The organism is Novosphingobium sp. ZW T3_23, assembly GCF_044987305.1.
Taxonomy (GTDB): domain Bacteria; phylum Pseudomonadota; class Alphaproteobacteria; order Sphingomonadales; family Sphingomonadaceae; genus Novosphingobium.
In genome coordinates, this window is the sequence record NZ_JBJDRF010000002.1 from 129046 (window position 1) to 151235 (window position 22190).

The 22190-nt window shown below is 62.4% G+C and carries 23 protein-coding genes and 1 tRNA gene; 16 read left to right on the plus strand and 8 right to left on the minus strand.

The annotated features are described in order from the left end of the window. Nucleotides 1–237 precede the first annotated feature (237 nt). Both ACI3K3_RS01820 and serA read left to right on the plus strand, forming a co-directional pair. Nucleotides 238–1371 (plus strand): phosphoserine transaminase, encoded by a 1134-nt coding sequence (locus ACI3K3_RS01820; protein ID WP_404911665.1) that lies wholly within the window; start codon nucleotides 238–240, stop codon nucleotides 1369–1371. Between the two features lie 128 nt (nucleotides 1372–1499). After that, on the plus strand, nucleotides 1500–3086 hold the full coding sequence (serA, locus tag ACI3K3_RS01825; RefSeq protein ID WP_404911666.1) for a phosphoglycerate dehydrogenase: 1587 nt from the start codon (nucleotides 1500–1502) through the stop codon (nucleotides 3084–3086). Nucleotides 3087–3162: 76 nt separating this feature from the next. On the opposite strand, the gene ACI3K3_RS01830 is transcribed toward serA, so the two are convergent. Then, entirely contained in the window at nucleotides 3163–3900 is a 738-nt protein-coding gene (locus tag ACI3K3_RS01830; RefSeq protein WP_404911667.1) for an EF-hand domain-containing protein, read from the minus strand. A 272-nt stretch (nucleotides 3901–4172) separates the two neighbouring features. Here ACI3K3_RS01830 and ACI3K3_RS01835 point away from each other — a divergent pair, with 272 nt between their 5' ends. From ACI3K3_RS01835 to ACI3K3_RS01850, 4 genes are all read left to right on the plus strand, one after another. After that, nucleotides 4173–5297: an ATP phosphoribosyltransferase regulatory subunit gene (locus ACI3K3_RS01835; RefSeq protein WP_404911668.1), complete on the plus strand. Its 1125-nt coding sequence runs from the start codon at nucleotides 4173–4175 to the stop codon at nucleotides 5295–5297. Nucleotides 5298–5617: 320 nt separating this feature from the next. Next, complete coding sequence (locus ACI3K3_RS01840) at nucleotides 5618–6907, plus strand: adenylosuccinate synthase (protein WP_404911669.1); 1290 nt, start codon at nucleotides 5618–5620, stop codon at nucleotides 6905–6907. Between the two features lie 100 nt (nucleotides 6908–7007). Continuing rightward, nucleotides 7008–7406: a murein L,D-transpeptidase family protein gene (locus ACI3K3_RS01845; RefSeq protein WP_404911793.1), complete on the plus strand. Its 399-nt coding sequence runs from the start codon at nucleotides 7008–7010 to the stop codon at nucleotides 7404–7406. 287 nt (nucleotides 7407–7693) lie between these two features. Continuing rightward, on the plus strand, nucleotides 7694–8677 hold the full coding sequence (locus ACI3K3_RS01850) for a GGDEF domain-containing protein (protein ID WP_404911670.1): 984 nt from the start codon (nucleotides 7694–7696) through the stop codon (nucleotides 8675–8677). Nucleotides 8678–8864: 187 nt separating this feature from the next. On the opposite strand, the gene ACI3K3_RS01855 is transcribed toward ACI3K3_RS01850, so the two are convergent. Both ACI3K3_RS01855 and ACI3K3_RS01860 read right to left on the minus strand, forming a co-directional pair. Then, on the minus strand, nucleotides 8865–9653 hold the full coding sequence (locus tag ACI3K3_RS01855) for a DODA-type extradiol aromatic ring-opening family dioxygenase (protein WP_404911671.1): 789 nt from the start codon (nucleotides 9651–9653) through the stop codon (nucleotides 8865–8867). An 11-nt stretch (nucleotides 9654–9664) separates the two neighbouring features. Next, nucleotides 9665–10084: a DoxX family protein gene (locus ACI3K3_RS01860; RefSeq protein ID WP_404911672.1), complete on the minus strand. Its 420-nt coding sequence runs from the start codon at nucleotides 10082–10084 to the stop codon at nucleotides 9665–9667. 92 nt (nucleotides 10085–10176) lie between these two features. On the opposite strand from ACI3K3_RS01860, the gene ACI3K3_RS01865 reads away from it, so the two are divergent. Beyond that, a complete protein-coding gene (locus tag ACI3K3_RS01865; RefSeq protein ID WP_404911673.1) occupies nucleotides 10177–11082 on the plus strand; it encodes a LysR family transcriptional regulator in 906 nt (301 codons plus the stop codon). 231 nt (nucleotides 11083–11313) lie between these two features. On the opposite strand, the gene ACI3K3_RS01870 is transcribed toward ACI3K3_RS01865, so the two are convergent. Next, nucleotides 11314–11502 (minus strand): DUF1674 domain-containing protein, encoded by a 189-nt coding sequence (locus tag ACI3K3_RS01870; RefSeq protein WP_313434886.1) that lies wholly within the window; start codon nucleotides 11500–11502, stop codon nucleotides 11314–11316. Nucleotides 11503–11556: 54 nt separating this feature from the next. Here ACI3K3_RS01870 and ACI3K3_RS01875 point away from each other — a divergent pair, with 54 nt between their 5' ends. After that, on the plus strand, nucleotides 11557–12786 hold the full coding sequence (locus ACI3K3_RS01875) for an RsmB/NOP family class I SAM-dependent RNA methyltransferase (protein WP_404911674.1): 1230 nt from the start codon (nucleotides 11557–11559) through the stop codon (nucleotides 12784–12786). A gap of 191 nt (nucleotides 12787–12977) precedes the next feature. On the opposite strand, the gene ACI3K3_RS01880 is transcribed toward ACI3K3_RS01875, so the two are convergent. After that, nucleotides 12978–14048 (minus strand): choice-of-anchor A family protein, encoded by a 1071-nt coding sequence (locus tag ACI3K3_RS01880; protein WP_404911675.1) that lies wholly within the window; start codon nucleotides 14046–14048, stop codon nucleotides 12978–12980. Between the two features lie 133 nt (nucleotides 14049–14181). Next, nucleotides 14182–14727: a peptide-methionine (S)-S-oxide reductase MsrA gene (gene msrA / locus ACI3K3_RS01885; protein WP_404911676.1), complete on the minus strand. Its 546-nt coding sequence runs from the start codon at nucleotides 14725–14727 to the stop codon at nucleotides 14182–14184. Between the two features lie 120 nt (nucleotides 14728–14847). On the opposite strand from msrA, the gene ACI3K3_RS01890 reads away from it, so the two are divergent. The 7 genes from ACI3K3_RS01890 to ACI3K3_RS01920 all read left to right on the plus strand — a co-directional run bounded on the left by ACI3K3_RS01890 (nucleotide 14848) and on the right by ACI3K3_RS01920 (nucleotide 19631). Then, nucleotides 14848–15708 (plus strand): class I SAM-dependent methyltransferase, encoded by an 861-nt coding sequence (locus ACI3K3_RS01890; RefSeq protein WP_404911677.1) that lies wholly within the window; start codon nucleotides 14848–14850, stop codon nucleotides 15706–15708. 13 nt (nucleotides 15709–15721) lie between these two features. Continuing rightward, nucleotides 15722–16585 carry an N-carbamoylputrescine amidase gene (gene aguB, locus ACI3K3_RS01895; RefSeq protein WP_404911678.1) on the plus strand — a complete coding sequence of 288 codons (864 nt, stop codon included), beginning with the start codon at nucleotides 15722–15724 and terminating at the stop codon, nucleotides 16583–16585. A 42-nt stretch (nucleotides 16586–16627) separates the two neighbouring features. Further along, nucleotides 16628–17137, plus strand: a complete 510-nt coding sequence (folK, locus tag ACI3K3_RS01900) for a 2-amino-4-hydroxy-6-hydroxymethyldihydropteridine diphosphokinase (protein WP_404911679.1) — start codon at nucleotides 16628–16630, stop codon at nucleotides 17135–17137. A 39-nt stretch (nucleotides 17138–17176) separates the two neighbouring features. Beyond that, nucleotides 17177–17252, plus strand: a tRNA-Lys gene (locus tag ACI3K3_RS01905). Between the two features lie 119 nt (nucleotides 17253–17371). Next, the gene (locus tag ACI3K3_RS01910) at nucleotides 17372–17938 is read left to right on the plus strand and encodes a hypothetical protein (RefSeq protein ID WP_404911680.1); all 567 of its coding nucleotides are present in this window, start codon (nucleotides 17372–17374) and stop codon (nucleotides 17936–17938) included. Between the two features lie 157 nt (nucleotides 17939–18095). Further along, nucleotides 18096–18845: a hypothetical protein gene (locus ACI3K3_RS01915; protein WP_404911681.1), complete on the plus strand. Its 750-nt coding sequence runs from the start codon at nucleotides 18096–18098 to the stop codon at nucleotides 18843–18845. Continuing rightward, on the plus strand, nucleotides 18846–19631 hold the full coding sequence (locus ACI3K3_RS01920) for a pentapeptide repeat-containing protein (protein WP_404911682.1): 786 nt from the start codon (nucleotides 18846–18848) through the stop codon (nucleotides 19629–19631). 134 nt (nucleotides 19632–19765) lie between these two features. Here the strand turns inward: ACI3K3_RS01920 and ACI3K3_RS01925 are convergent, their stop codons facing one another. Both ACI3K3_RS01925 and ACI3K3_RS01930 read right to left on the minus strand, forming a co-directional pair. Continuing rightward, entirely contained in the window at nucleotides 19766–19828 is a 63-nt protein-coding gene (locus ACI3K3_RS01925; protein ID WP_404911794.1) for a hypothetical protein, read from the minus strand. A gap of 382 nt (nucleotides 19829–20210) precedes the next feature. Continuing rightward, nucleotides 20211–20615, minus strand: coding sequence for a hypothetical protein (locus ACI3K3_RS01930; RefSeq protein ID WP_404911683.1), 405 nt, complete (start codon nucleotides 20613–20615; stop codon nucleotides 20211–20213). Between the two features lie 346 nt (nucleotides 20616–20961). On the opposite strand from ACI3K3_RS01930, the gene ACI3K3_RS01935 reads away from it, so the two are divergent. Next, nucleotides 20962–21786 carry a hypothetical protein gene (locus tag ACI3K3_RS01935; RefSeq protein ID WP_404911684.1) on the plus strand — a complete coding sequence of 275 codons (825 nt, stop codon included), beginning with the start codon at nucleotides 20962–20964 and terminating at the stop codon, nucleotides 21784–21786. The last annotated feature ends 404 nt before the right edge of the window (nucleotides 21787–22190 follow it).

Genomic DNA, 22190 nt, shown 5'->3' on the forward strand with positions numbered 1-22190 from the left:
GAAGCTTACCCAGCCACTGTCGGCGCCGGAATCGCGGCCGGCAAGTTTTCCACCGAATATCGAAATCCAGCATTTCCGCGTCCTTCGCGTAGTGAACCTCCGCACAACGACGAAATTGAGAAACGATCTGGCGTGGCGGGCCGGAGAATCGTTTGACAAATTTCCCGGCCTCTTTAGACGCAGCGCCGGGCCACGCGGTCCCAACGCCGCGCGTGCTCTCTGTAAGGAGAGTCAGAAATGACTGATGGTATTACGCTTCCCGCGCGCAAACCTGCGCGTCCGCACTTCTCTTCCGGTCCCTGCGCCAAGCCGCCCGGATATGCCCCCGAAAAGCTGAACACCGAAGCACTCGGCCGCTCGCACCGCGCCAAGATCGGCAAGACGCGCCTTGCGTATTGCATCGATCTGATGCGCGAAGTTCTGCAGCTGCCCGACACGCATCGCATCGGTATCGTCCCCGGTTCGGACACCGGCGCCTTCGAGATGGCCATGTGGACCATGCTCGGCGCCCGCGGCGTGACCGCGCTGGCTTGGGAAAGCTTCGGTGAGGGCTGGGTTACCGACGCCGTCAAGCAGCTCAAGCTGGAACCCACCGTGTTCCGCGCCGATTACGGCCAGCTGCCCGACCTCGACAAGATCGACTGGTCCGACGACGTGCTCTTCACCTGGAACGGTACCACTTCGGGCGTGCGCGTTCCGGACGCCAACTGGATCCCGGCCGACCGCGACGGCCTCTCCTTCGCAGACGCCACTTCGGCGGTCTTCGCCTACGACATCGATTGGTCCAAGATCGACGTCGCCACCTTCTCCTGGCAGAAGGTTCTGGGCGGCGAGGGCGGCCACGGTGTCCTGATCCTCGGCCCCCGCGCGGTCGAACGCCTTGAGAACTACACCCCGGCCTGGCCGCTTCCCAAGGTGTTCCGCCTTGTCTCGAAGGGCAAGCTGGCAGAGGGCGTGTTCAAGGGCGAAACCATCAACACCCCCTCGATGCTCGCCGTCGAGGACGCGATCTTCGCTCTGGAATGGGCCAAGGGTCTCGGCGGTCTCGAAGGGCTGAAGGCCCGCTCGAACGCCAATGCCCACGCGCTGGACAAGATCGTCGCCGAGCGTGACTGGCTCTCTCACCTCGCGGTGGACAGCGGCACCCGCTCCAAGACCTCGGTCTGCCTCTCGGTCGAGGGTGCGGATGCAGACTTCATCAAGAAGTTCGCAGCTCTCCTCGAAAAGGAAGGCGCGGCCTATGACGTCGCCGGATACCGCGATGCCCCTCCGGGCCTGCGCATCTGGTGCGGCGCGACCGTGGACACGGCCGACGTCGAGGCGCTCGGACCGTGGCTCGACTGGGCCTACGCGACCGTCAAGGCCGCCTAAACCATTCCACGTCGTCCCGGACTTGATCCGGGACCGCTGGCAGGGCCGCGCGCCGTCTCGGCAAGGCCCTGCCAACACTTCCACCGATCCCGGATCAGGTCCGGGATGACGAGTGAAGGAATAATTCCATGACCAAGCCCCGCGTCCTCATTTCGGACAAGATGGACCCCAATGCCGCCCGTATCTTCGAGATCCGCGGCTGCGACGTAGACGTCATCACCGGCGAGACCCCCGAGCAGCTGATCGCCCGCATCGGCGATTATGACGGCCTCGCCATCCGCTCCTCGACCAAGGTCACCAAGGAAATCCTCGCCGCCGCGAAGAACCTGAAGGTGATCGGCCGCGCCGGTATCGGCGTGGACAACGTCGATATCCCGGCCGCCTCGGCCCAGGGCGTCGTCGTGATGAACACGCCGTTCGGCAACTCGATCACCACCGCCGAACACGCCATCGCCATGATCTTCGCTCTGGCCCGCCAGATCCCCGAAGCCAACGCGCAGACCCAGCAGGGCCTGTGGCCGAAGAACGGCTTCATGGGCGTCGAAGTCACCGGCAAGACGCTCGGCCTGATCGGCGCGGGCAACATCGGCTCGATCGTCGCCAGCCGCGCGCTGGGCCTGAAGATGAAGGTCGTTGCCTTCGACCCGTTCCTCACCCCCGAACGCGCCGTCGAAATGGGCGTGGAGAAGGCCGATCTCGACACCCTGCTCGATAAGGCGGACTTCATCACGCTGCACACGCCGCTGACCGACCAGACCCGTAACATTCTCTCGGCCGAAAACCTGGCCAAGACCAAGAAGGGCGTGCGCATCGTCAACTGCGCCCGTGGCGGCCTGATCGACGAAGCCGCGCTGAAGACCATGCTCGACAACGGCCACGTCGCCGGTGCCGCGCTCGACGTGTTCCAGACCGAGCCCGCCAAGGACTCGCCGCTGTTCGGCACGCCGAACTTCATCTGCACCCCGCACCTCGGTGCCTCGACCACCGAAGCGCAGGTCAACGTGGCGCTTCAGGTTGCCGAGCAGCTGGCCGACTTCCTGGTCAACGGCGGTGTTACCAACGCGCTCAACATGCCGTCGCTCTCGGCCGAGGAAGCGCCGAAGCTGAAGCCCTACATGAAGCTGGCAGAAATGCTGGGTTCGATGGTCGGGCAGCTGACCCGCGATTCGGTTCCCCGCATCTCGATCCACGTCGAGGGCGCCGCCGCCGAACTGAACCAGAAGCCGATCACCGCCGCCGTGCTGGCCGGTTTCATGCGCGTCCAGTCGGACACGGTGAACATGGTCAACGCCCCGTTCCTCGCCAAGGAGCGCGGCCTTGAAGTGCGCGAAGTGAAGACCGAGCGCGAGGGCGACTACCACACGCTGATCCGCGTATCGGTGAAGACCGAGGCCGGCGAGCGTTCGGTGGCCGGCACGCTGTTCAACAACGTCGAACCGCGCCTGGTCGAACTGTTCGGCATCAAGGTCGAGGCCGAGCTGGCCGGCGACATGATGTACATCGTCAACGAGGACGCGCCGGGCTTCATCGGCCGCATCGGCACCCTGCTGGGCGAGAACGCGATCAACATCGGCACCTTCAACCTCGGTCGCCGCGATGCCGGTGGCGAGGCCGTGCTGCTGCTCTCGGTCGACAGCGCCGTGTCGGAGGACGTCCTCAAGGCGGCCACCGCGCTTCCCGGCGTGAAGACGGTCAAGGCGCTCAAGTTCGTCTGATAACGACGGATTGAAGCTCCCAACGGAAGGGGCCGGTGTCTTCGGATGCCGGCCCCTCTTTCGTTTTCGGCGTGACTTATCGCTGAAGCGGAGATCCCATCGGGGGCATCCCGCCAGGCCCGCGCATACCATTGCGGTCGCCGCCTTTGGGGCGCAGTTCCTGCATGGAGAGGTAGCCGTCCTTGTCCGTGTCTGCGGCATCGAATCTGGCGCCTTCGTAGGCGAGCAGTTCCTCCATCGAGACACCGGCATCGTAATTGGCGTTGGCCTTGGCGATGAGCGTACCGGAAATCGGCTCGATCAGGTCGGCCAGCATGCGGTCGTCCTCGTCCTTGCCGAAGTCGGGCGCGACCACTTCCGGGATCTGGCCGACGCGGTCGCCCAGAGCGCCGCGATCGTCGGAGGCCATCGAGCCCATCTGCTGCTGCCAGGCGGTGAATTCGGCCGCAGAGATCGTGCCGTCGCCATTGGCATCGACTTTGGCGAAGCGAGCCTTGATCGCCGCTTCGCGCCGGGCGTTCACGAGGGCGTGGAACTCGTCGAGCGTCACCAGTCCGTCGCGGTTGCTGTCGGCGTCGCGGAACAGGGCGGTGACGATCTTGTCGTAGTGCGCGCGGGAAATCGGCTTGGGCATGCGAGGCTTGCCGCCGCCGCCTCCCGGAGGGCCGCCGGGGCCACCCCTTCCGCCCCCCATGCTGCCGCCTCCCATGCCGCCGGACCCTCCCATGCCTCCCATGTCGCCGCCGTCCATCTGGGCATGGGCGGGCGTCTGGATGAGCAGCAGGGGCAGTAAAAGCAGGGAAATCTTGCGCATGGACCTCGACCGTTGTTCGCAGGGGCAGGGCGCAAGGCGGGAAGGCTCGCTGGGGAGCAAGATGCACGCGTGGCGGTCCGGCCCATGCAGGGATGGGAATTGGCTCTGTCGTCCCGCCAGACGATCCGGGCGGAATAGCGTCATGCAGGGCGATTGTTGACAGGAAATTTCACGCAAATTGTCGCAGGCTTTCGCTTTCGCACGGGAGAGAGCGCCGCAGGTGCAGGTGTCATTCGACATTTCCCGCCTGCCCCGCTAAGGGCGCCACCATCATGCAGGACAACGACCGCGATCTCTTGCCCGAAGGACTGGGCGACCGTCTTCCTCAGCAGGCCTGGGCCTCGCAGCAGGTGCGCCGCATGGCGCATGACGTGCTGGCGAGCCACGGCTATGAGCGCGTGGAAACGCCGCTGATAGAGTTCGAGAAGGCGCTCGCGCACCGCATGGCGGGCGTGCAGGTGCGCCGCATGTTCCGCTTCGTCGATTCCGTTTCCATGCGGATGCTGGCGCTGCGCTCGGACATGACCGCCCAGGTCGCGCGGATCGCCGCCACCGGGCTTGCCGAAGCGCCGCGTCCGCTGCGGCTGTCCTATTCCGGGCAGGTCTGCACCATCAAGGGCGACGGCCTCGACCCGCGCCGCGAGCGGCTCCAGCTTGGCGCCGAGCTGATCGGCACCGATTCGGTTTCCGCCGCCGCCGAGATCGTCGAACTGGCGATCGAGGCCCTGCGCGCGGCGGGCGCCACCGGGATCTCGGTGGACTTCACCCTGCCGGACCTCGTCGATACGCTCAGCGTGGAAGCCCTGCCGCTGCCGGAGGCCGGTATCGAGGCGGTGCGCCAGATGCTGGACGCCAAGGACGCGGGCGGCCTGGTGGACGTGGGCGGCGAGGGCTACCTGCCGCTGCTCTACGCGGTCGGTCCTTTCGCCAACGCGATCGAGCGTCTTGCGGCTTTCGAATGCGGAGGCGCGCTGGCCAGCCGGATCGCGGGCCTGCGCGAGATCGCCGCGCGCGTGGGCGACAAGGCCCGCATCACGCTCGATCCTTCCGAGCGCCACGGCTTCGAGTATCAGTCGTGGTTCGGCTTCACGATCTATGCCGAGGGTATTTCCGGAAGCCTTGGGCGAGGCGGTACCTATCGCATCCTTGGCCAGACGGGGCATCATCCCGAATCGGCCACGGGCTTCTCGCTCTATCCCGATCCGCTGGTGGACCTGCTGGCTGCCGAGCCGCAGGCGCAGCGCAAGCTCTTCCTGCCGCTGGGCCACGATCCGCGCGTGGCCGGGCAGCAGCGCGCGATCGGCTGGACGACGGTGGCGGCGCTGTCCGACAGCGACGATCCGGTGGCGCTGGGCTGCTCGCACAGGCTGGAGGGCGGCGAGGCCGTCGCTCTGTGATTCGCCAGCGGGCGGTAGGATAACGCACCCCGTCATCCCGGACTTGATCCGGGATCGCTGGCCGTGAACAGCCCACCTCGCGGCTGGGGGCGGCCATACTGAACGGTCGCGCCTAAAGTACGGCCAGCGGTCCCGGATCAAGTCCGGGACGACGGGGACTTCCGGCACCACGGCGCGGTCAACCCTTGACGAGCCATGCGCCTTGCCACTAGGGCGCGGGCGAAAAGCCGGGGCGCTTTTGCCCCAACGCAAATCCATATCGCCGAGTCCTGTCGAAGGGCGTTATTGGATCCACCGTGGCAGGGTGGAGGAGTATATCCATGGCCAACGTAACCGTGATCGGCGCCCAGTGGGGCGATGAGGGCAAGGGCAAGATCGTCGACTGGCTGGCAAGCCGCGCCGATGCCGTGGTCCGTTTCCAGGGCGGCCACAATGCCGGCCACACGCTGGTCGTCGGCGACCAGGTCTACAAGCTCAGCCTGCTGCCCTCGGGCATCGTCACCGGCACGCTGTCGATCGTCGGCAACGGCGTGGTGCTCGATCCCTGGCACCTCAAGGCCGAAGTCGAGAAGCTGCGCGGCCAGGGCGTCGAGATCAATCCCGAGAACTTCGCGATCGCGGACAACTGCCCGCTGATCCTGCCGCTCCACCGCGACCTCGACGGTCTGCGCGAGACGGCAGCCGGTTCGGGCAAGATCGGCACCACCGGACGCGGCATCGGCCCGGCTTATGAAGACAAGGTCGGCCGCCGCGCCATCCGCGTCTGCGACCTTGCGCACCTCGATGCGCTGGAGCCGCAGCTCGACCGCCTTTGCGCGCACCACGACGCACTTCGCGCCGGCTTCAACCAGCCGCCGGTCGACCGTGAGGCACTCATTAACGAACTGCGCGAAATCGCGCCTTTCGTGCTCCAGTTCGCCGAGCCAGTGTGGAAGCGCCTGAACCAGGTGCGCAAGGCCGGCGCCCGCATCCTGTTCGAAGGCGCGCAGGGCGTGCTGCTCGACGTCGACCACGGCACTTATCCCTTCGTCACCAGCTCGAACACGGTTTCGGGCACGGCGGCTTCGGGTTCGGGCCTCGGCCCCTCGGCCACCGGCTTCGTGCTGGGCATCGTCAAGGCCTATACCACCCGCGTCGGCTCGGGCCCGTTCCCGACCGAGTTGGAGGACGAGACCGGCCAGCGCCTGGGCGAGCGAGGCCATGAATTCGGCACCGTCACCGGCCGCAAGCGCCGCTGCGGCTGGTTCGACGCGGTGCTCACGCGCCAGTCCTGCGCGATCTCGGGCGTCACCGGCATCGCGCTGACCAAGCTCGACGTGCTCGACGGCTTCGAGAAGGTCCGCATCTGCACCGGCTACCGCCTGAACGGAAAAGTGCTGGACTATTTCCCCAGCCACGCCGCCGACCAGGCCAAGGTCGAGCCGATCTACGAGGAAATGGACGGCTGGCAGGGCACCACCGCCGGCGCCCGTTCCTGGGCCGATCTGCCCGCCCAGGCGATCAAGTATATCCAGCGCGTGCAGGAACTGATCGAAACGCCGGTGGCGCTGGTCTCGACCAGCCCCGAGCGCGAGGACACCATCCTCGTGCGCGATCCCTTCCTGGATTGATTCGGTGCGGCGCGGGTGCAGACTCGCGCCGCTCCTGCTTTTGCTTGGCGCTGCGGATGTCGAGCCTGCTCTCCAGCTTCCCCAAATCGACTTGATTCGCGTGCGCAAGGCGGCGCGGACCATGGAACTCTGGACCGGCGACCGGCTCGTCCATGTGATCGAGCACATCCAGCTCGGCGACGAGCCCACCGGCCCCAAGCGCTTCGAAGGCGACGAGCGCACTCCCGAAGGCCGCTACGAGATCGACTGGGGCAATCCGAAAAGCCGGTATCGCCTCTCGCTCCACATCTCCTATCCCAGCGCGGCGGACCGTGCCTATGCCGCTGCGCGCGGGCGCTCGGCGGGCGGGATGATCATGATCCACGGCCAACCCAACGGGCTTCAGAAAGGTCGCGTGCCCGGAGACTGGACGGACGGCTGCATCGCCGTCTCGAACCCGGAAATCGAGGCGCTCTACGAATCCGTGCCCGACGGTACGCCGATCGAGATAAGCCCCTGACATATCTCCGGAACGTTGCGGGGAGCGCGAAAAATTGATGCAGATTGCACTGCACGGAAGACGACGGGCGTTTTCAGGAAGTTAATCCTGCTCTAGGGATGCCTACGTGGATAGGGAGCCGCAGCCGGGAATCGGCATGATCGCATGACGGCGGCTCGTGCCCCCTCTCGCGATCGGGCACCGGCGGGTCGAACCGGTGGGCTCCGATTACTGGATCAACATCGCCGCTTTCGACGCGGTGGGATCGGAACGCCTGAATGCTCCCTCAGCCCATGCTCCCCCAGCCTATGGTCCCTCAGCCCATCCTCAACGACGAGCAGGGCCGCCTCGCCGCCTTGCGCAATCTCGACGTGCTCGACAGCGAGCCGGAGGAAGCGTTCGAGCATGTCGTCTCGCTGGTGCGGGCCGTGCTGAAAGTGCCGATGGCCGCCGTGACCCTGATCGACGCCGACCGCCAGTGGTTCAAGGCGCGCAGCGGCATCGGTGCTTCCGAAACCCCGCGCAACGTCTCGTTCTGCACCTATGCGATCCAGCAAAGCGAGCCCTTCCTGATCTCGGACGCGCGGCTGGACGATCGGTTCGCGAAAAACCCCTTCGTCACTGACGATCCCAACGTGCGCAGCTATGCGGGCATCCCGCTGCTGACGCCGGAGGGCTACAACGTCGGCGTGCTCTGCGCCATCGATGACAAGGTGCGTGACTTCAACGAGGCCGAAGTGGCGATCCTGGGCAACTTCGCCCGCATCGTCATGAACGAGCTGGAACTGCGCCGCATTGCCGAACGCGACCAGCTGACCGGCGCGCTGACCCGGCGCGGTTTCCTGGACAAGGCCAAGCAGGAGATGGATCGCTTCCGTCGCTACGGCAGGCCCAGTTGCATGGTGCTGATCGACCTCGACCACTTCAAGCAGGTCAACGACACCCACGGCCATCCGGCGGGGGACGCGGTGCTGCGCGAGATGGCCGCCACCGTGGTCGGCGCGACGCGGCCGGTCGATTTTCTTGGCAGACTGGGCGGAGAGGAGTTCGCGGTGCTGCTGCCGGAAACGGAAGCCCTCGATGCGCTGGTGGCGGTCGAGCGGTTCCGCGTGACGCTGGCGCAGCAGGATATCGCACTGCCCGGCGGTTCGACGATCCGCGTGACCGCCAGCTTCGGCATTGCCCCGTTGAGCGCGTCCATCGCGACGGTGGAAGACTGGATTGCAGCGGCGGACGGCCCGCTCTACGCCGCCAAGCGCGGTGGGCGGAATCGATGCGAATTGCTGCATTGAGGGAGAGCGATAGGCCCTTGAGAGAGCGATAGGCCGTCGTCCCGGACTTGATCCGGGACCGCTGGCAATCTTTAGGCGCAAGGCTTGTAGTAGGCCGCCAAACGCCGCAACGTCGTAGCCCAGCCTGGAGTTGGGCGCGGCTCGGCCAGCGGTCCCGGATCAAGTCCGGGACGACGGGGTGATCGGATCAATCGAACCGAAACGCCGAAATCGCCGTCTTGAGCACCAGGTCCGAATAGACCTTCTGCCCCGCTCCCTGCGCAGTTCCCGCCACCACCATCAGCGGCAGGAGATGCTCCTCGCGCGGGTGGGAGAAGCGGCCGCCGGGCGCTTCCGCCCAATGTGCGAGCGCTTCGGCCCGCTCTTTGGCGCTGGTCTCGACCGCTTGGGTAAGCCATTTGTCGAAGGCCTGCGAGGGCTCTGTGGAGGCCGGATTGCCGTAGCCGCGCATGTTGTGGAAGCTCATGCCCGATCCCAGGATCAGCACGCCCTCGTCACGCAGCGGGGCCAGGGCCCGTCCGGCCGCGAGGTGCAGCGCTGGATCGAGCGAGCGGTCGAGCGACATCTCGATCACCGGAACGTCCGCGTCGGGCCAGGCGACCTTGAGCGGAATGAACACGCCGTGGTCGTAGCCGCGCGCGGCGTCGGGGCCGGCGGCGAAGCCGGCTTCGCGCAGGAGTTGGCTGGCGCGCTCGGCCAGCGCGAGAGAGCCCGGCGCGTCGAAGCGCAAGTCGTAGGTGTGCTGCGGGAAGCCGTAGTAATCGAACAACAGTTCCGGGCGCTCGGCGCCGGTGAAGGCGAAGCCGTCGGTTTCCCAGTGGCCCGAGACCACGAGGATCGCCTTGGGCGCCTCGGGCAGGCGCTCGGGCAGGCCGCGCAGGAACTCGGCCATGGAGGCCCAGTTGCCTTGCGGGTCGGGCATGAAGAAGCAGGGGCCGCCGCCGTGCGGAATGAAGAAGCTGGGTTGGCGGGTCATGACGAGTTCCTTCAGATTCGCCGTGTCGGGACGAGCGCGTGGGCGCCGTCGCCGATCAGGGCCAGGACAAGGAGGGCGATCGACCAGAAGGCGGGATATTCCCAGCCGCCGCCCTTGCCGTCGAAAAAGAAGCCGTTCGCTCCATGCACCAGGACGATGGTGCCGAGCAGGAGGGGGGGCAAGGCCAGCGCCACGGCGCGGGCGTAGATTCCCAGGATCAGCGCCAGGCCGCCAAGCAGTTCCGCCGCCATCGTCACATAGGCGAGCGCCGGAGGCAGGCCCAGGCTGCCGAAGAAGCCGGCTGCCCCGGCAGGAGTGAAAACGAACAGCTTGAGCGCAAAATGGGCGAGGAACAGCACGCCGAGAGCCACGCGCAGAATGAAGGCGCCGTAGGGAGCGGTGGCGGAAATGTTGGAATTCGGGAGGGTCATGAGGGAGCGATCCTTTCGCAGCCTATCTAGACCTTCGCCTTGAAGGTGATAATCATGCGGTTTGTTGAAGAACTTTATACCATGGGTGTTGAATGGATCGGCTGAAAAGCATCGAGGTCTTCGTCACGGCGATCCGGCTGGGCGGACTTTCGGCGGCGGCGCGCGATCTGGCGATGTCGCCTGCCATGGCGGCCAAGCACCTCAATGCGCTGGAGCAGCGCCTCGGCGCCACCCTGGTCAATCGCACCACGCGGCGGCTGGCACTGACCGAGGCGGGCGCCGCCTATCTCGACAAGGCCGAGCGCGTGCTGGCCGAACTGGACGAAGCCGATGCCGAGGCCATGGCCCGCTCGGCCTCGGTGGAGGGCCTGCTGCGCGTCTCCGGCCCGGCGGCTTTCGGCAGCGCCTATCTGGTGGACCTGGTGACAGCGTTCCATGCCCGCCATCCGGCCGTGACCGTGGAACTCGGCCTCAACGACCGCGTCGTCGATCTGCTGGAAGAGCGCTGGGACGTGGCCGTGCGGATCGGCAGGCTGGCGGACAGCAACCTCGTCGCGCGCAAGCTGGCTCCGGTGCGCATGGTGGTCTGCGCCGCCCCCGGCTATCTGGAACGGCGCGGTATACCGCGTTCGCTGGACGACCTCGCGGCGCATGACTGCCTTGGCTACACCCTCAGCGGCGAGACCGGAGCCACGCGCTGGAGCTTCGGGCGAGACGGCACCCGGTCGGTGGCGGTGCGCGGCGCGCTTCATGCCAACAATGGGCAGGTGCTGGCGCAGGCGGCGGTGGCGGGCATGGGCCTGGTCTACGGTCCGCGCTTCTTCGTGGACCGGGCGATCGTGGAAGGACGGCTGGTGGAGCTGGACCTTGGTGCCGAATTGCTCGATCTCGGCGCGGTCCATGCCGTGACGCACCGCACCCGGCGTCCAGCCGCGAAGACCAGGGCCTGGATCGACTTTCTCGTCGAGCGCCTGCCCGGCATGGCGCGGGATTGGTAAGCGAGAGAGGATGGCGCGGTTTGCATCGCCGTCCCGGGCTTGATCCGGGACCGCTGGCCGAGCCGCGCCTCGTTTGAGGGCTGGCGCTATTACGCCGTGAAGAAGAGGCGCATATCTTGAGGGGCGCGCCTAAAGGATTGCCAGCGGTCCCGGATCAAGTCCGGGACGACGGATACCTTCCAACGGCTACCTTCCAACGGATATCTTCCGGCGCTTCCTCACGCCATCAGATCAGAAGTCGATGGCGATGCCGTTGCGCACCCAGTCGCCGTAGCGGGTGGGAGAGATCCCGTCCGGGTCCTGCTCTTCCGCGCCGTCGCCGCCCTTCGCAGCCTCGGGCGAAGGCGCGGGCGCCGGGTCGTTGGTCCAGTGGGCGGGCTTGGTGAAGCCGTCCGGCCGCTTGGTGGCGCGCTGTGTCATGATCTCCATGTGGTGAAGGTGGCGCCGAAACGCAATCCGCTATAGGGGCAGCGAATGGACATTCCCGGCCTTCCGGCGCGCCGTGCCGCGCTCAACCTTATCGATGCCGTGCTGCGGCGGGGCGAAACGCTCGACCAGGCAGGCGGCTCCGCCCTTGCGCGCGTCGGCGGCGATGCAGACCGGGCGCTCGCCCGCGCCATTGCCGGCGAAGTGCTGCGCTGGCGCACCGACCTCGACGAACTGATCGACAGCGCCACCCGCCTGCCGCTCGCCCCCGACGCCAAGGCGCGCGCGGTGCTCCAGATCATGCTCGCGCAAGTGCTGCGGCTGGAGACGCCCGCCCACGCGGTGATCGCCACCGGCCTGCCGCTGCTGATGGGCGGCCCCCGCCGCCTTGCGCACGGCGTGTTCTCCACCCTGACCAAGAACGAGGTCGCTCTTCCCGAAGTACCGACCCTGCCCGAGGATGTGGCGGGCCGCTGGGGCGCTCGCGGGGAAGCGATCGCCGCCGGTCTTGCCGAGCCGCCGCCGCTAGATTTGGCGCTGCGCTATCCCGAGCAGACTGCCGAATGGGCCGAGCGCCTCGGCGGCACCTCGCTGATGCCGGGCCATGTCCGCCTGGCGCGCGGCACCGCCGTCGAGCACCTCGAAGGGTTCCGCGACGGCGCCTGGTGGGTGCAGGACCTGGCCGCCAGCCTGCCCGCGCGGCTGCTCGGCGCGGGAGAGGGGCGCAAGGCGCTCGATCTCTGCGCCGCACCGGGCGGCAAGACGCTGCAACTGGCGGCGGCTGGCTGGCAGGTCACCGCGCTCGACAACTCCAAGCGCCGCCTCGAACGGCTGCGGGACAACCTCAAGCGCATCGGTCTCGAAGCCGAAGTGGTGCAGGCCGATGTCCTCGCCTGGGAGCCGGAGGAACAGTTCGACGCCATCCTGCTGGACGCGCCCTGCACCGCCACGGGCACCGCGCGCCGCCACCCCGATGTGCTGCACCGCATCGGTGAGCGCCAGATCGAGGAGATGACCGCGCTCCAGGAAAAGATGCTGGAACGCGCCTCGGGCTGGCTCAAGCCGGGCGGGCAGCTGGTCTACGCGGTCTGCTCGCTGGAAGTGGAAGAGGGCGAGGATCAGGCGGACAAGGTTGCGCTGACGCCGGTTCCGGTCACGGGTTCGGAACTGCCGGACGGGCTGGAGCCGACGAGCGAGGGCTGGGTGCGGACCGATCCGGGGATGCTGGCCGAGGTCGGCGGGCTGGACGGGTTTTTCGTCGGGCGGTGGCAGAAGTAAGGGGAAGACCCGGGGGATGATCCCCCGGACCCTCGGAATGTCGACCTTGTGCGCGCCCTATCGGTAGTGCGCTCCCTGCGGCGCAGCCATTAGGTCTCCCGACGCTGCCATGGGCGCGTAACGGGTCGGTAGCACCCGACCTAGACAGTAACGGGGTGCAGGGGCGATGGCCCCTGTTTCAACCCTTGTTCTTAAGCCGCGACCGCGCGCCGACGGCGCCAGAACACCAGCGCCCCCAGGCCCAGTGCGAACAATCCGACCATGCCCGGCTCCGGCACGTCGGTCGCGCCGCCAGACGACCCGCCGGAGCTGGTCGAGCTGCCCGGCCCGCCCGGGGTGTAGCCGCCGGTGTAAGTGCCGACGTGCATCTCACCGTTCTGCACGAGATTGCCGAACACCGCCGAACCCTGGATGTAGTTCGCCGTCGTCGCATCGGCGCCGGGTGCCAGCACCGAGCCGCCCCAGGCGGTGGTCAGGGAGAGGTTCTCGGCCTCGTGGAAGTTCCAGACGACGTTTTCACCGAGGTTGGCGGTGCCGCCGAGGAAGTTGTCGTCCAGCCTGATCGACTTGCCCGAGACATTGACGATCGCGGTATCGGCGCCGTTGAGGTTGAACTGGATCTCCCCGATCTTGTCGAGGTCGGCGGCGGAGATGTTGAACACCGCCACGCCGTTCGCGCCGGGCTGGGCGTTGAAGGTGCCGCGATTGCCGCTGATGGTGAGCTGGCTGTTGGCCGTCTCGGTGCTCATCGAATGGCTGAGGCCTTCCATCGAGGTTTCGATGAGGCTCTTCTGTTGCGAGAGGTTCTGCGCGAACTGCGGATTGCTGGCGGCGAGGCCGGAGGTGACGGTGTTGTTGTTGACGTTGGTGTTGCTGATCGTGCCGCCCACCTGCACCGTCTGCGCCGCGCCGTTGAGGTTGAGGCCGCTGTTGACGTTGCCGCCTACGATCGCGCCGGAGCCGTTGTTGAGGTTCTTGTGGCCGCCGTTCACGTCACCCACCACGGTCAGGCCCGGCGTGCCTGTGGAGGACGGGGGCAGGGTGGTGATCTGGTAGTTCGACGAATTGCCGTCGAGATTGCCGCCGACAAAGGTTCGGCCCTCCACCTCGGAAGAGGAGGTGAGGTCGCCTAGCACCACCAGGTTCCAGGTCTTCAGCACGTCGATCCCGGCGATCATGCCCGAGGAGGCGAGCACGGGGCTGGCCGCGAAAGCGACGGCGGCAACAGCGGCGGAAAGCGACAGCTTGCGGAGACGGGACATGATGGGACTCGCCAATGGAACGGATCGATAGGCGAGCTAAGTACTTGTCCGGGAAGGTTTGGATAGCGTTGGTTTCGCCGTGTCTCATGGTGAGACACGGCGAAAGCAGATGTTCTAGAGGCCGTTTTTCAGGTCAGCCCTTGACCTTGTTCTGGAAGCTCTTGCGCAGCTTCATCAGCTTGGGCGGGATCACCGCCAGGCAATAGGGATTGCGCTGGCCTTCGCCGTCCCAGTATTCCTGATGGTAGTCCTCAGCCGGATACCACTCGTCGTTCTGGCTGCCGTCCGCGAAGCCCTCGATCGTGGTGACGACCTTGCCGCCGTTGTCCTCGTTCGAACGGGCGACGGCCGCCTTGGCTTCGGCGGCCTGCGTCTCGTCCAGCGGGAAGATCGCCGAACGGTACTGTGTACCCACGTCGTTGCCCTGGCGGTTGAGCTGCGTCGGGTCATGGGTTCCCATGAACACGTCGAGCAGGTCGCCGTAGGACAGCACGGAAGGATCGTAGTGCACCTTGATGGCCTCGGCATGGCCGGTAGTGCCTTCGCAGACCTGCTTGTAGGTGGGGCTCGGCACGGTGCCGCCGATATAGCCGCTTTCCACGGAATCCACGCCGATGACGTCGCGGAACACCGCCTCGGTGCACCAGAAGCACCCGCCTGCAACGATTGCCGTTTCCATTGTCTTGCATGTCCTCATGAGGGGAGATTTTGTCGCTAGATAGGTACACTTGAGTGGCTTGTCATTGGGCGGGCGCAAACTAGGTTCACATCCATCCACCCATCCCACGGGAGAATCGACATGCGCCGCGCCCTCATCGCCCTTTCGTCCCTTCTCGGCGTCATCGCCATGCCGAGCGCTGCCAGTGCCGCCGACGAAAAGACCGAGGCCGAAGCCTGCAAGGGCTGCGAGGCGCTGCTCGAACTCGCTGCCTCCAACCCTTCCCGCAAGGAGGACCGTGCGCGCGACAAGTATCGCCATCCGGTGGAGACCCTGAGCTTCTTCCGCGTCGCCCCGACCATGAAGGTGGGCGAATATGCGCCTGGCGGGGAATGGTACTCGCGGTTCCTGGGGCTCTACCTCGGCCCGCAGGGGCATCTTGTCGGGCTCTACTTCAATCCCGAGGCACCGGCGTTCAAGCCCGAGACGAAGGACGGCATCCGCAAGGGCGCGGCGAGCTATCCGGCGGACGTCGCCAAGTTCACCGGCCTGCCCGCCGACAAGTTCGCCGCCTACACGCTCGGCGCGATTCCAGAGGGCGAGAAGGGCACGTTCGACGTCATCATCGTGCCGCGCATGATGCACAACCTGCTGCGCTGGAATATCGCGGGCAGCGAATTCGCCGCCATGCGCGACCTGCTCAAGCCGGGCGGCCTGGTGGGCATCGAGCAGCACCGCGCCCGCCCCGATGCGCCGGCCGACTATGCCGACGGCTCCAAGGGCTATTTGCGCGAGGCCGACGTGATCCGCTTCATGAAGGACAACGGATTCGATCTCGTCGCCCAGTCCGAGATCAGCGCCAACCCGAAGGATACCGCGAACTGGCCGGACGGTGTCTGGACTCTGCCGCCCAGCCTGGCGCTGAAGGACAAGGACCGCGAGAAGTACCTCGCCATCGGCGAGAGCGACCGCATGACCCTTCTGTTCCGCAAGCGAGGCTGATAGAGGCGCCTTCATGACCCAGATCACCGTCGCCGCCCTCCAACTCGCGCTCAATTCCGCCGACGAGGGCGAGAACATCGCCGCCGTCTCCACCCTGGTCGAGGAAGCCGCCGCCCAGGGCGCGCAGATCGTGCTGCCGCCAGAGCTGTTTTCCGGGCCGTACTTCTGCAAGGTCGAGGAAGAGGAACTCTTCGCGACCGCGCGCCCGACCGCTGAGCACCCCTCGGTGATCGCGATGAAGGCGCTGGCGGCGAAGCTGAAGATCGTCATCCCCACCAGCTTCTTCGAGCGGGACGGGCATCACTACTACAACACCCTGGCGATGATCGGCACCGATGGCGAGATCATCGGCACCTATCGCAAGAGCCACATCCCCGACGGCCCCGGCTACGAGGAGAAGTACTACTTCCGCCCCGGCAATGACGGGTTCAAGGTCTGGGATGTACTCGGCACCAAGGTCGGCGTCGGCGTCTGCTGGGACCAGTGGTATCCCGAATGCGCGCGCGTGATGGCGCTGATGGGCGCGGAACTGCTGTTCTATCCCACCGCGATCGGCTCCGAGCCCTACGACGCCACGCTCGACACCAGCCGCATGTGGCGCCGGGCGATGGTGGGCCATTCGGTATCGAACTGCATGCCGGTGATCGCAGCCAACCGCATCGGCGTCGAATCGGAATGCGGCACCGAACAGACTTTCTACGGCCACTCGTTCATCTCCGACGAATGGGGCGATTATGTCGCAGAGTTCGGCAAGGACGAGACTGGCGTGCTGGTCTCCACCATCGACCTCGCGCGTGCGGCCAAGCATCGCGCGGGCATGGGCTTCTTCCGCGATCGCCGCCCGCAACTCTACACGCGCATCGCGCAGGATATCTGATACAAGCCCCGGTATTAACAGCATAATCGGGGGGCATCGAACTTGGCCAGGCATCACTATCTCGTCGCGCTCGGATCCAACATGCGCCACCCGCGCCACGGCGGCCCTCGCAAGGTGCTGGCTGCGGCGCTGGCGGCGCTGGATAACGGCAAGTACGAGGTCATGGCCGCCTCGCCGGTGATCGAAAGCGCGCCGATCGGCCCCTCGCGCCGCCGTTACGCCAACGGCGTGGCCGTGGTGCGCAGCAAACGCGAACCCGACGAGATGCTGCACAAGCTGCACAAGATCGAACACAAGTTCGGTCGCCGCCGCCAGGGCCAGGCCTGGGGGTCGCGGGTGCTGGATCTCGATCTCGTCCTGTGGAGCGGTGGTCCCTGGGCGGGCGGAGAGGGCGAGGAAAGCCTGATCCTGCCGCACCCCGCCTTCCGCAGCCGCGACTTCGTCCTCGGCCCCGCGCGCCGGATTGCCGGCCCCTGGCGCGACCCATTGACGGGTCTTACGATCAATCAGCTTCATGCCCGCTTGACCAAGCCGCGCCCTGCCCCTAGGTGACGCCTTCACAGCCGCTTCGCCGGCTGATCCCGGCAACGGGGGCCCTTAGCTCAGTCGGTAGAGCAACTGACTTTTAATCAGTAGGTCGCTGGTTCGAACCCAGCAGGGCTCACCATCTATGCAAAATCAATGGCTTAGATGGTTTTTGAGGGCGATTGTCTCACAAATTGTCTCGCACTCGATACGCTCTAGAATGGGCTGGATCGTAGACCAGAGACCCGCCATCAAGACGGCATGAAACGCCCACCGCTTTACGTTGCTGTGCATGAAGCCGGTCACGCCATATCTATGCTATCGAGCCATCCCCCGCGATGGGAAGATCACGTCTCTCTGACGCAGCTTCCTCATGATGCGCTTGGGTTCACCAAGGGAAACGCTCGTTTCAATTCTGGCATGGCTGAGCAACTCGTAGCGGCGGGGCTGCGAGAAAATCTGATCGCCGCTGCTAAAGCCGACGTGATTGACCTGCTAGCGGGACCGGTTGCTGAGGCTCGTTTCCGCAGAGAATGCGGGGCAACGCGTTTGATTAACGCCCACCAATATGCAAAGATACTGGCCCAAGCTGATTGCGCTTTGCCCCAGGATCATGACCTTGCGAAGGTTCATTTGCGACTTCATTGGTGCGATCCAACCATTGTCCGCGAAGCTTTCATTGACGGTTGGAAAGGTGCTGAGGCGGTTATCAAACGCCACTGGCGTCATGTCGTAGCGGTTGGGCGCTGGCTTCACCGCGACGGGCACATAGAAGATGCCGAGCTCTTTCCTTGGTGGAAAGAGCGAGTTCCTATAGCACTTCGGTGACGCACTCAGATAGAAGCCGATGATTGCCCATTCACAACGCTATCAAAATTGGCGTAAAGCATGTCGGATTTAGATAGAATGCGAATGGGAAGACGGTGTGAGTAATCAAAGGCGAGTGTTGTCTCAAGTCTTGGCTATTGATGCTTGGCATGGACCGATGCATTACGATGGTGATTTGGTTTCAGTCCATGTTGAAATGAGCTTCAAAAACGGAAGAGTGGGGGGAGACGATCCTGATTTTCCGTTTACCTTTAACGTTGCATTGAAACGTGCCCTGCTCACTTTGCAATTGGAAAAGCCTCTCCAAATCGATCGGAGTTCGGTCGCTAGGCACATACCTTCGGACAAGGCAGAATACTCCAAGATTGTCTCCGCCAGGAATGAGGCGAAAAGCAACATCGAAGGCGGTGGTAAAGTTACTCCTGAATCTCTGAGCGTTGTTTTATCCGCGAAGTCTGGTCATTCACGTTCAAGCTCTCGTGAAGATCAAATCAAGGTAGTGCAAGAAATACCCAGAATTATTGCGATGCCTTTCCCATTGGGCCCGCAGGAGTATGCATGGGAATTGACCCCGGGACATGGTTCTTATTTGGATGGGCAACCATGGGACCCTGTCGAAAAGCCGAGATTAGCGGTCAAACATATATCTTCGGGCAGGCCGGTGCTTGAACCGGTAATTAAAGCTTTGGTATCATGCAAGTTAGATGACATATCTATCACAGATTTAAAGCTAAAAGGTGATGGCATTATAGATACGTTAAAGGAAGTCGCATTCCCTAAGAATAATATTGCTGCTGCTGTGCAGCATCTTAAGTTAATTCTAAGGGATCTCGAGCTGACCTCGGGCGGTCTTGAGGACCGCTTTTCGAATTTATTTATCGCAGACATGGTTGTTGTCGAGGGATAGATGCACGATAAATACGCTTCGGTCGTAAAAATTTTGCATTCTGAGGCAAGTGATTTGATGTCGCTTGCTATTCTGTCAGGGCGGGATCCCTTTCGGTTCTATAACGGTGCCGATTTGACCTCTTTGGATTTGACAAACCAAAACCTCACAGGGTTAAATTTTGACGGGGCTGATCTCCGGTTTGCGCATCTCGAAGGTGCTTCTTTCGATAAAGGCAGCCTAAACCGTAGCGTTCTTGATGCTGCACAACTTCATCTGAAAGATGGATTTGAGTTTAATTATCAAGATGTCTTGCAATTCCCAGGCAAAGAAATCTTGATGTTTTGTATGATTAGATCTAGCCTGATTGATGAAATTCTTATTGATTTCGGCATAAACTATTCAGTTTTTGCTGAATTTTCAAAGATAAGCACGGGAGCTCTTCGGAAGGCTCGCGTGGGAAAGGTTATTGCAATTGAAACTGCTCAATTGATATTTAATGGTGTATTTAGATTTTCTAAAACTTTAGATAGCAAGATAGGCATGAAATGTATAAATTCGATCGAACAACCTTGTGCTAAAATGCTTGTCGGCGGCAACAATAAACCCTTCGTCGAAATCTCGGCAGAGGATGTTCATAGATTATTTGAAATAAGGCGCCGACGAATAGCTCACATGAAACGCGAGCGTGGGACGAATGCGTCTCCGTACGTCGATTATCGAGATACAGCTGAATATCTCATGTTTTATAAGCATCTTGTCGATGATATCGATTTTTGGACTAAATTTGACGAAGAATCTGCTTAAGCTTTTCAATCAGTTGTTGCGCAATACTCTAAAATTGTAGAAAAAGGCATTCTAAGCAATGCTGCCTCCCAGTCATTCAAAATCACGGACTGGGGTTTTACCTATTTGATGCGGCTTGCGGCATCAAATAGGGTTCAAGCATCAGCGTTTAACGCGCGATAGACGCTTGCGCGCCCAATGCCGAGGCGTTTAGCAATCTGCTAGGGCCAAGGCCCTCATGGCGCAGCTTGCGAACTTCTTCACCGTCGACCGATGGTTTGCGGCTTTTATAGACCGCCCAATTGGCTGGTCATATGCGAACTCGATTTTGAGCTAAGAAGGATGCTGGCGATGCGTTCGCTGATGAGAAACATCGAAAATCCGAGTTCGGACGCTCGAAAAGCCGTCGAATGCTGCTCAAGCTCTGCGATCTCTTTTTGAAGCTATAAGGCAACAGCTTCTACGCGATTGAAGACAGGTTCGAGGATGACAAGAAGGTGATGGGAGGAGTGACTGTATCAGTGACGAACATAGCCTGTTCGACAATCAGCGCAGTTGGTGAAGTTCACGGTCTTAATGGACTTGGCGACTTTATATAATTTATGCCGCTTCCTTTTGCTGTTCAATTTCCGTCTTCTTCTTGAGATAGCTAAATGTTTGTAAGGGCTGTTTTGGCAGTCCAGGTTGAGCGAGGAAGCCCTCAATGGGGCTAAGGATTGCTTGAGCCTGAGCGCGGCAAACGATGCCGAATTGAGCTTGCGTAATTTTGCCTTCGGCAAAGGCCTGCATGCTCTCTTCCATCTCTTTAAGCGCTCGTTTCAGCCAAAAAAGTGCTGACTGGAACGCGTATTGGTGAAGTGGATTGTCGATGCTTGCGCCAAGCCTGGATGCTTCAAATGCCGCAGCACTTTGCTGAAAGGTCAAGATCAGCGGAGACATCAGTTCGTCGGCTATTGCCGGAAAACGCATTGCCACACTGGCGGTCGTAACGAGGGATACCATCATCTGCTCTAGCCCTCGCGCACGCTTCCGGCTTTCAAGCCAAAGGCTGGCTACAACTGCAAGCCCGCTGCCTACCGCACCTCCAAAGAAGTTGAGTAGATTGTCGACTGAGGCGCCTAGGCGGATGGCAAAGGCTAGGCAGCTACCCGCAATGCCACCTATCGCGCCTACTATGACGATCTCACTCCATTCAAACCGATTTGGCACGTAGTACTCCGATGCGATGCATGGCGAGCTGATAATTACGTCTTCCGCAAAGCCGCACGGTACAGGTAGACCCCATGCAGTTGGAGCGCTTTCTCAATAAACTTGCTGTCGCATATTGACGCTATCCACCGTCCGCTACAGCATGCGTGCGACAGGGGGAATACTTGTGGATCAAACTTTTGCGTTGAAGCTTCGTTTCAAGAGCGAGGCGATTAATGATGATGGGCTTGGCCTGTACGATGGCTCGCAGTCATTTCATGGTTTCGCCAAGGCGCTCCAACTCACCACCCACGCTTTCTTGAACGATGAAACCGTTATGAAGGCAACGGCGCTCAAAGGAGCCTCGCTGACTTTCAGCTCGCCTCGTCGTGGTAGTATCTTATTCGACATCAGGGCCAAATTTTCCCGGAAGCCAAAATCGGCGCCCCTTAACGCGGATGCTTACTACGATTTTACCCGCGTTGCGCTGGCTAGAGCTACCGGAAATCTCGAAGTTGAGGCTGACACCAAATATGTAGAGCAAAAACTGATCAGTGATGAACCCTTCTTTGATGAACTTTCTGAAAAGCTAGAAGGAAGTCTCCAGCAGGCACATCGATCAATTGATGTAGAGGGTGCTGTTGTATCGCTTGAGCGGCCTAGGTCAACGTTGTTAATGTTCGATCACGAGACGAGTTCGTGGGTTCATACTAGGGATATCGATAAGAATCCCCGCGAATTTACTGGTAATATGACAAGATTTAATACAAAAACTGGAAATGGTCGGGCCTACATTTCAGAGTTGAGGAAAATTATTCCTGTCAGGAAGTCTGATGTATTCAATCATGGAAATAAGCATTACCTAACTTGGTCTTTGCACGGAGACAATATCTCGACAGACAAAGAGTTAGTTTTTGTAGGAAAAAGAGTTACTTCCTCCAGAGGTGAAACAAAGAGAATTATTCTAGATGATTGCCGAAGGGCGTGAATTTCAGTTTATTAACGTTTTGGTTAGTTGATTGTTGAGTTGGCTATAAATTGGGCTGTTCCGACGCGGCTAGAATTGCCGTATCGAAATCTGGCGCCTAAGCTGATCTGTGTTGGTTTCAACGGGCGGGCCGAATTTCGTGCAGAGGTGGGCGTGAAAAGCCAGTCAACTGACGCGCGGCAGGCCGTGGGCCAGGAAAAGGGCCTCTCCCCTATGGGAAGGCCCTGATTGCGCTGTGGCGCTCGAAACGACCGGGTTTGCCGGTCGTTTGAAGGGTCATTACCGGTTGGTTCGCTCCCGATTTACCCGATCAATCATTTCTCGAATTTCTCGTATAGCATCGACATCCATTTCACCACCAACTCGACAGGATCGAGGAAGGGGGCGATGCTCATGCAATGGGC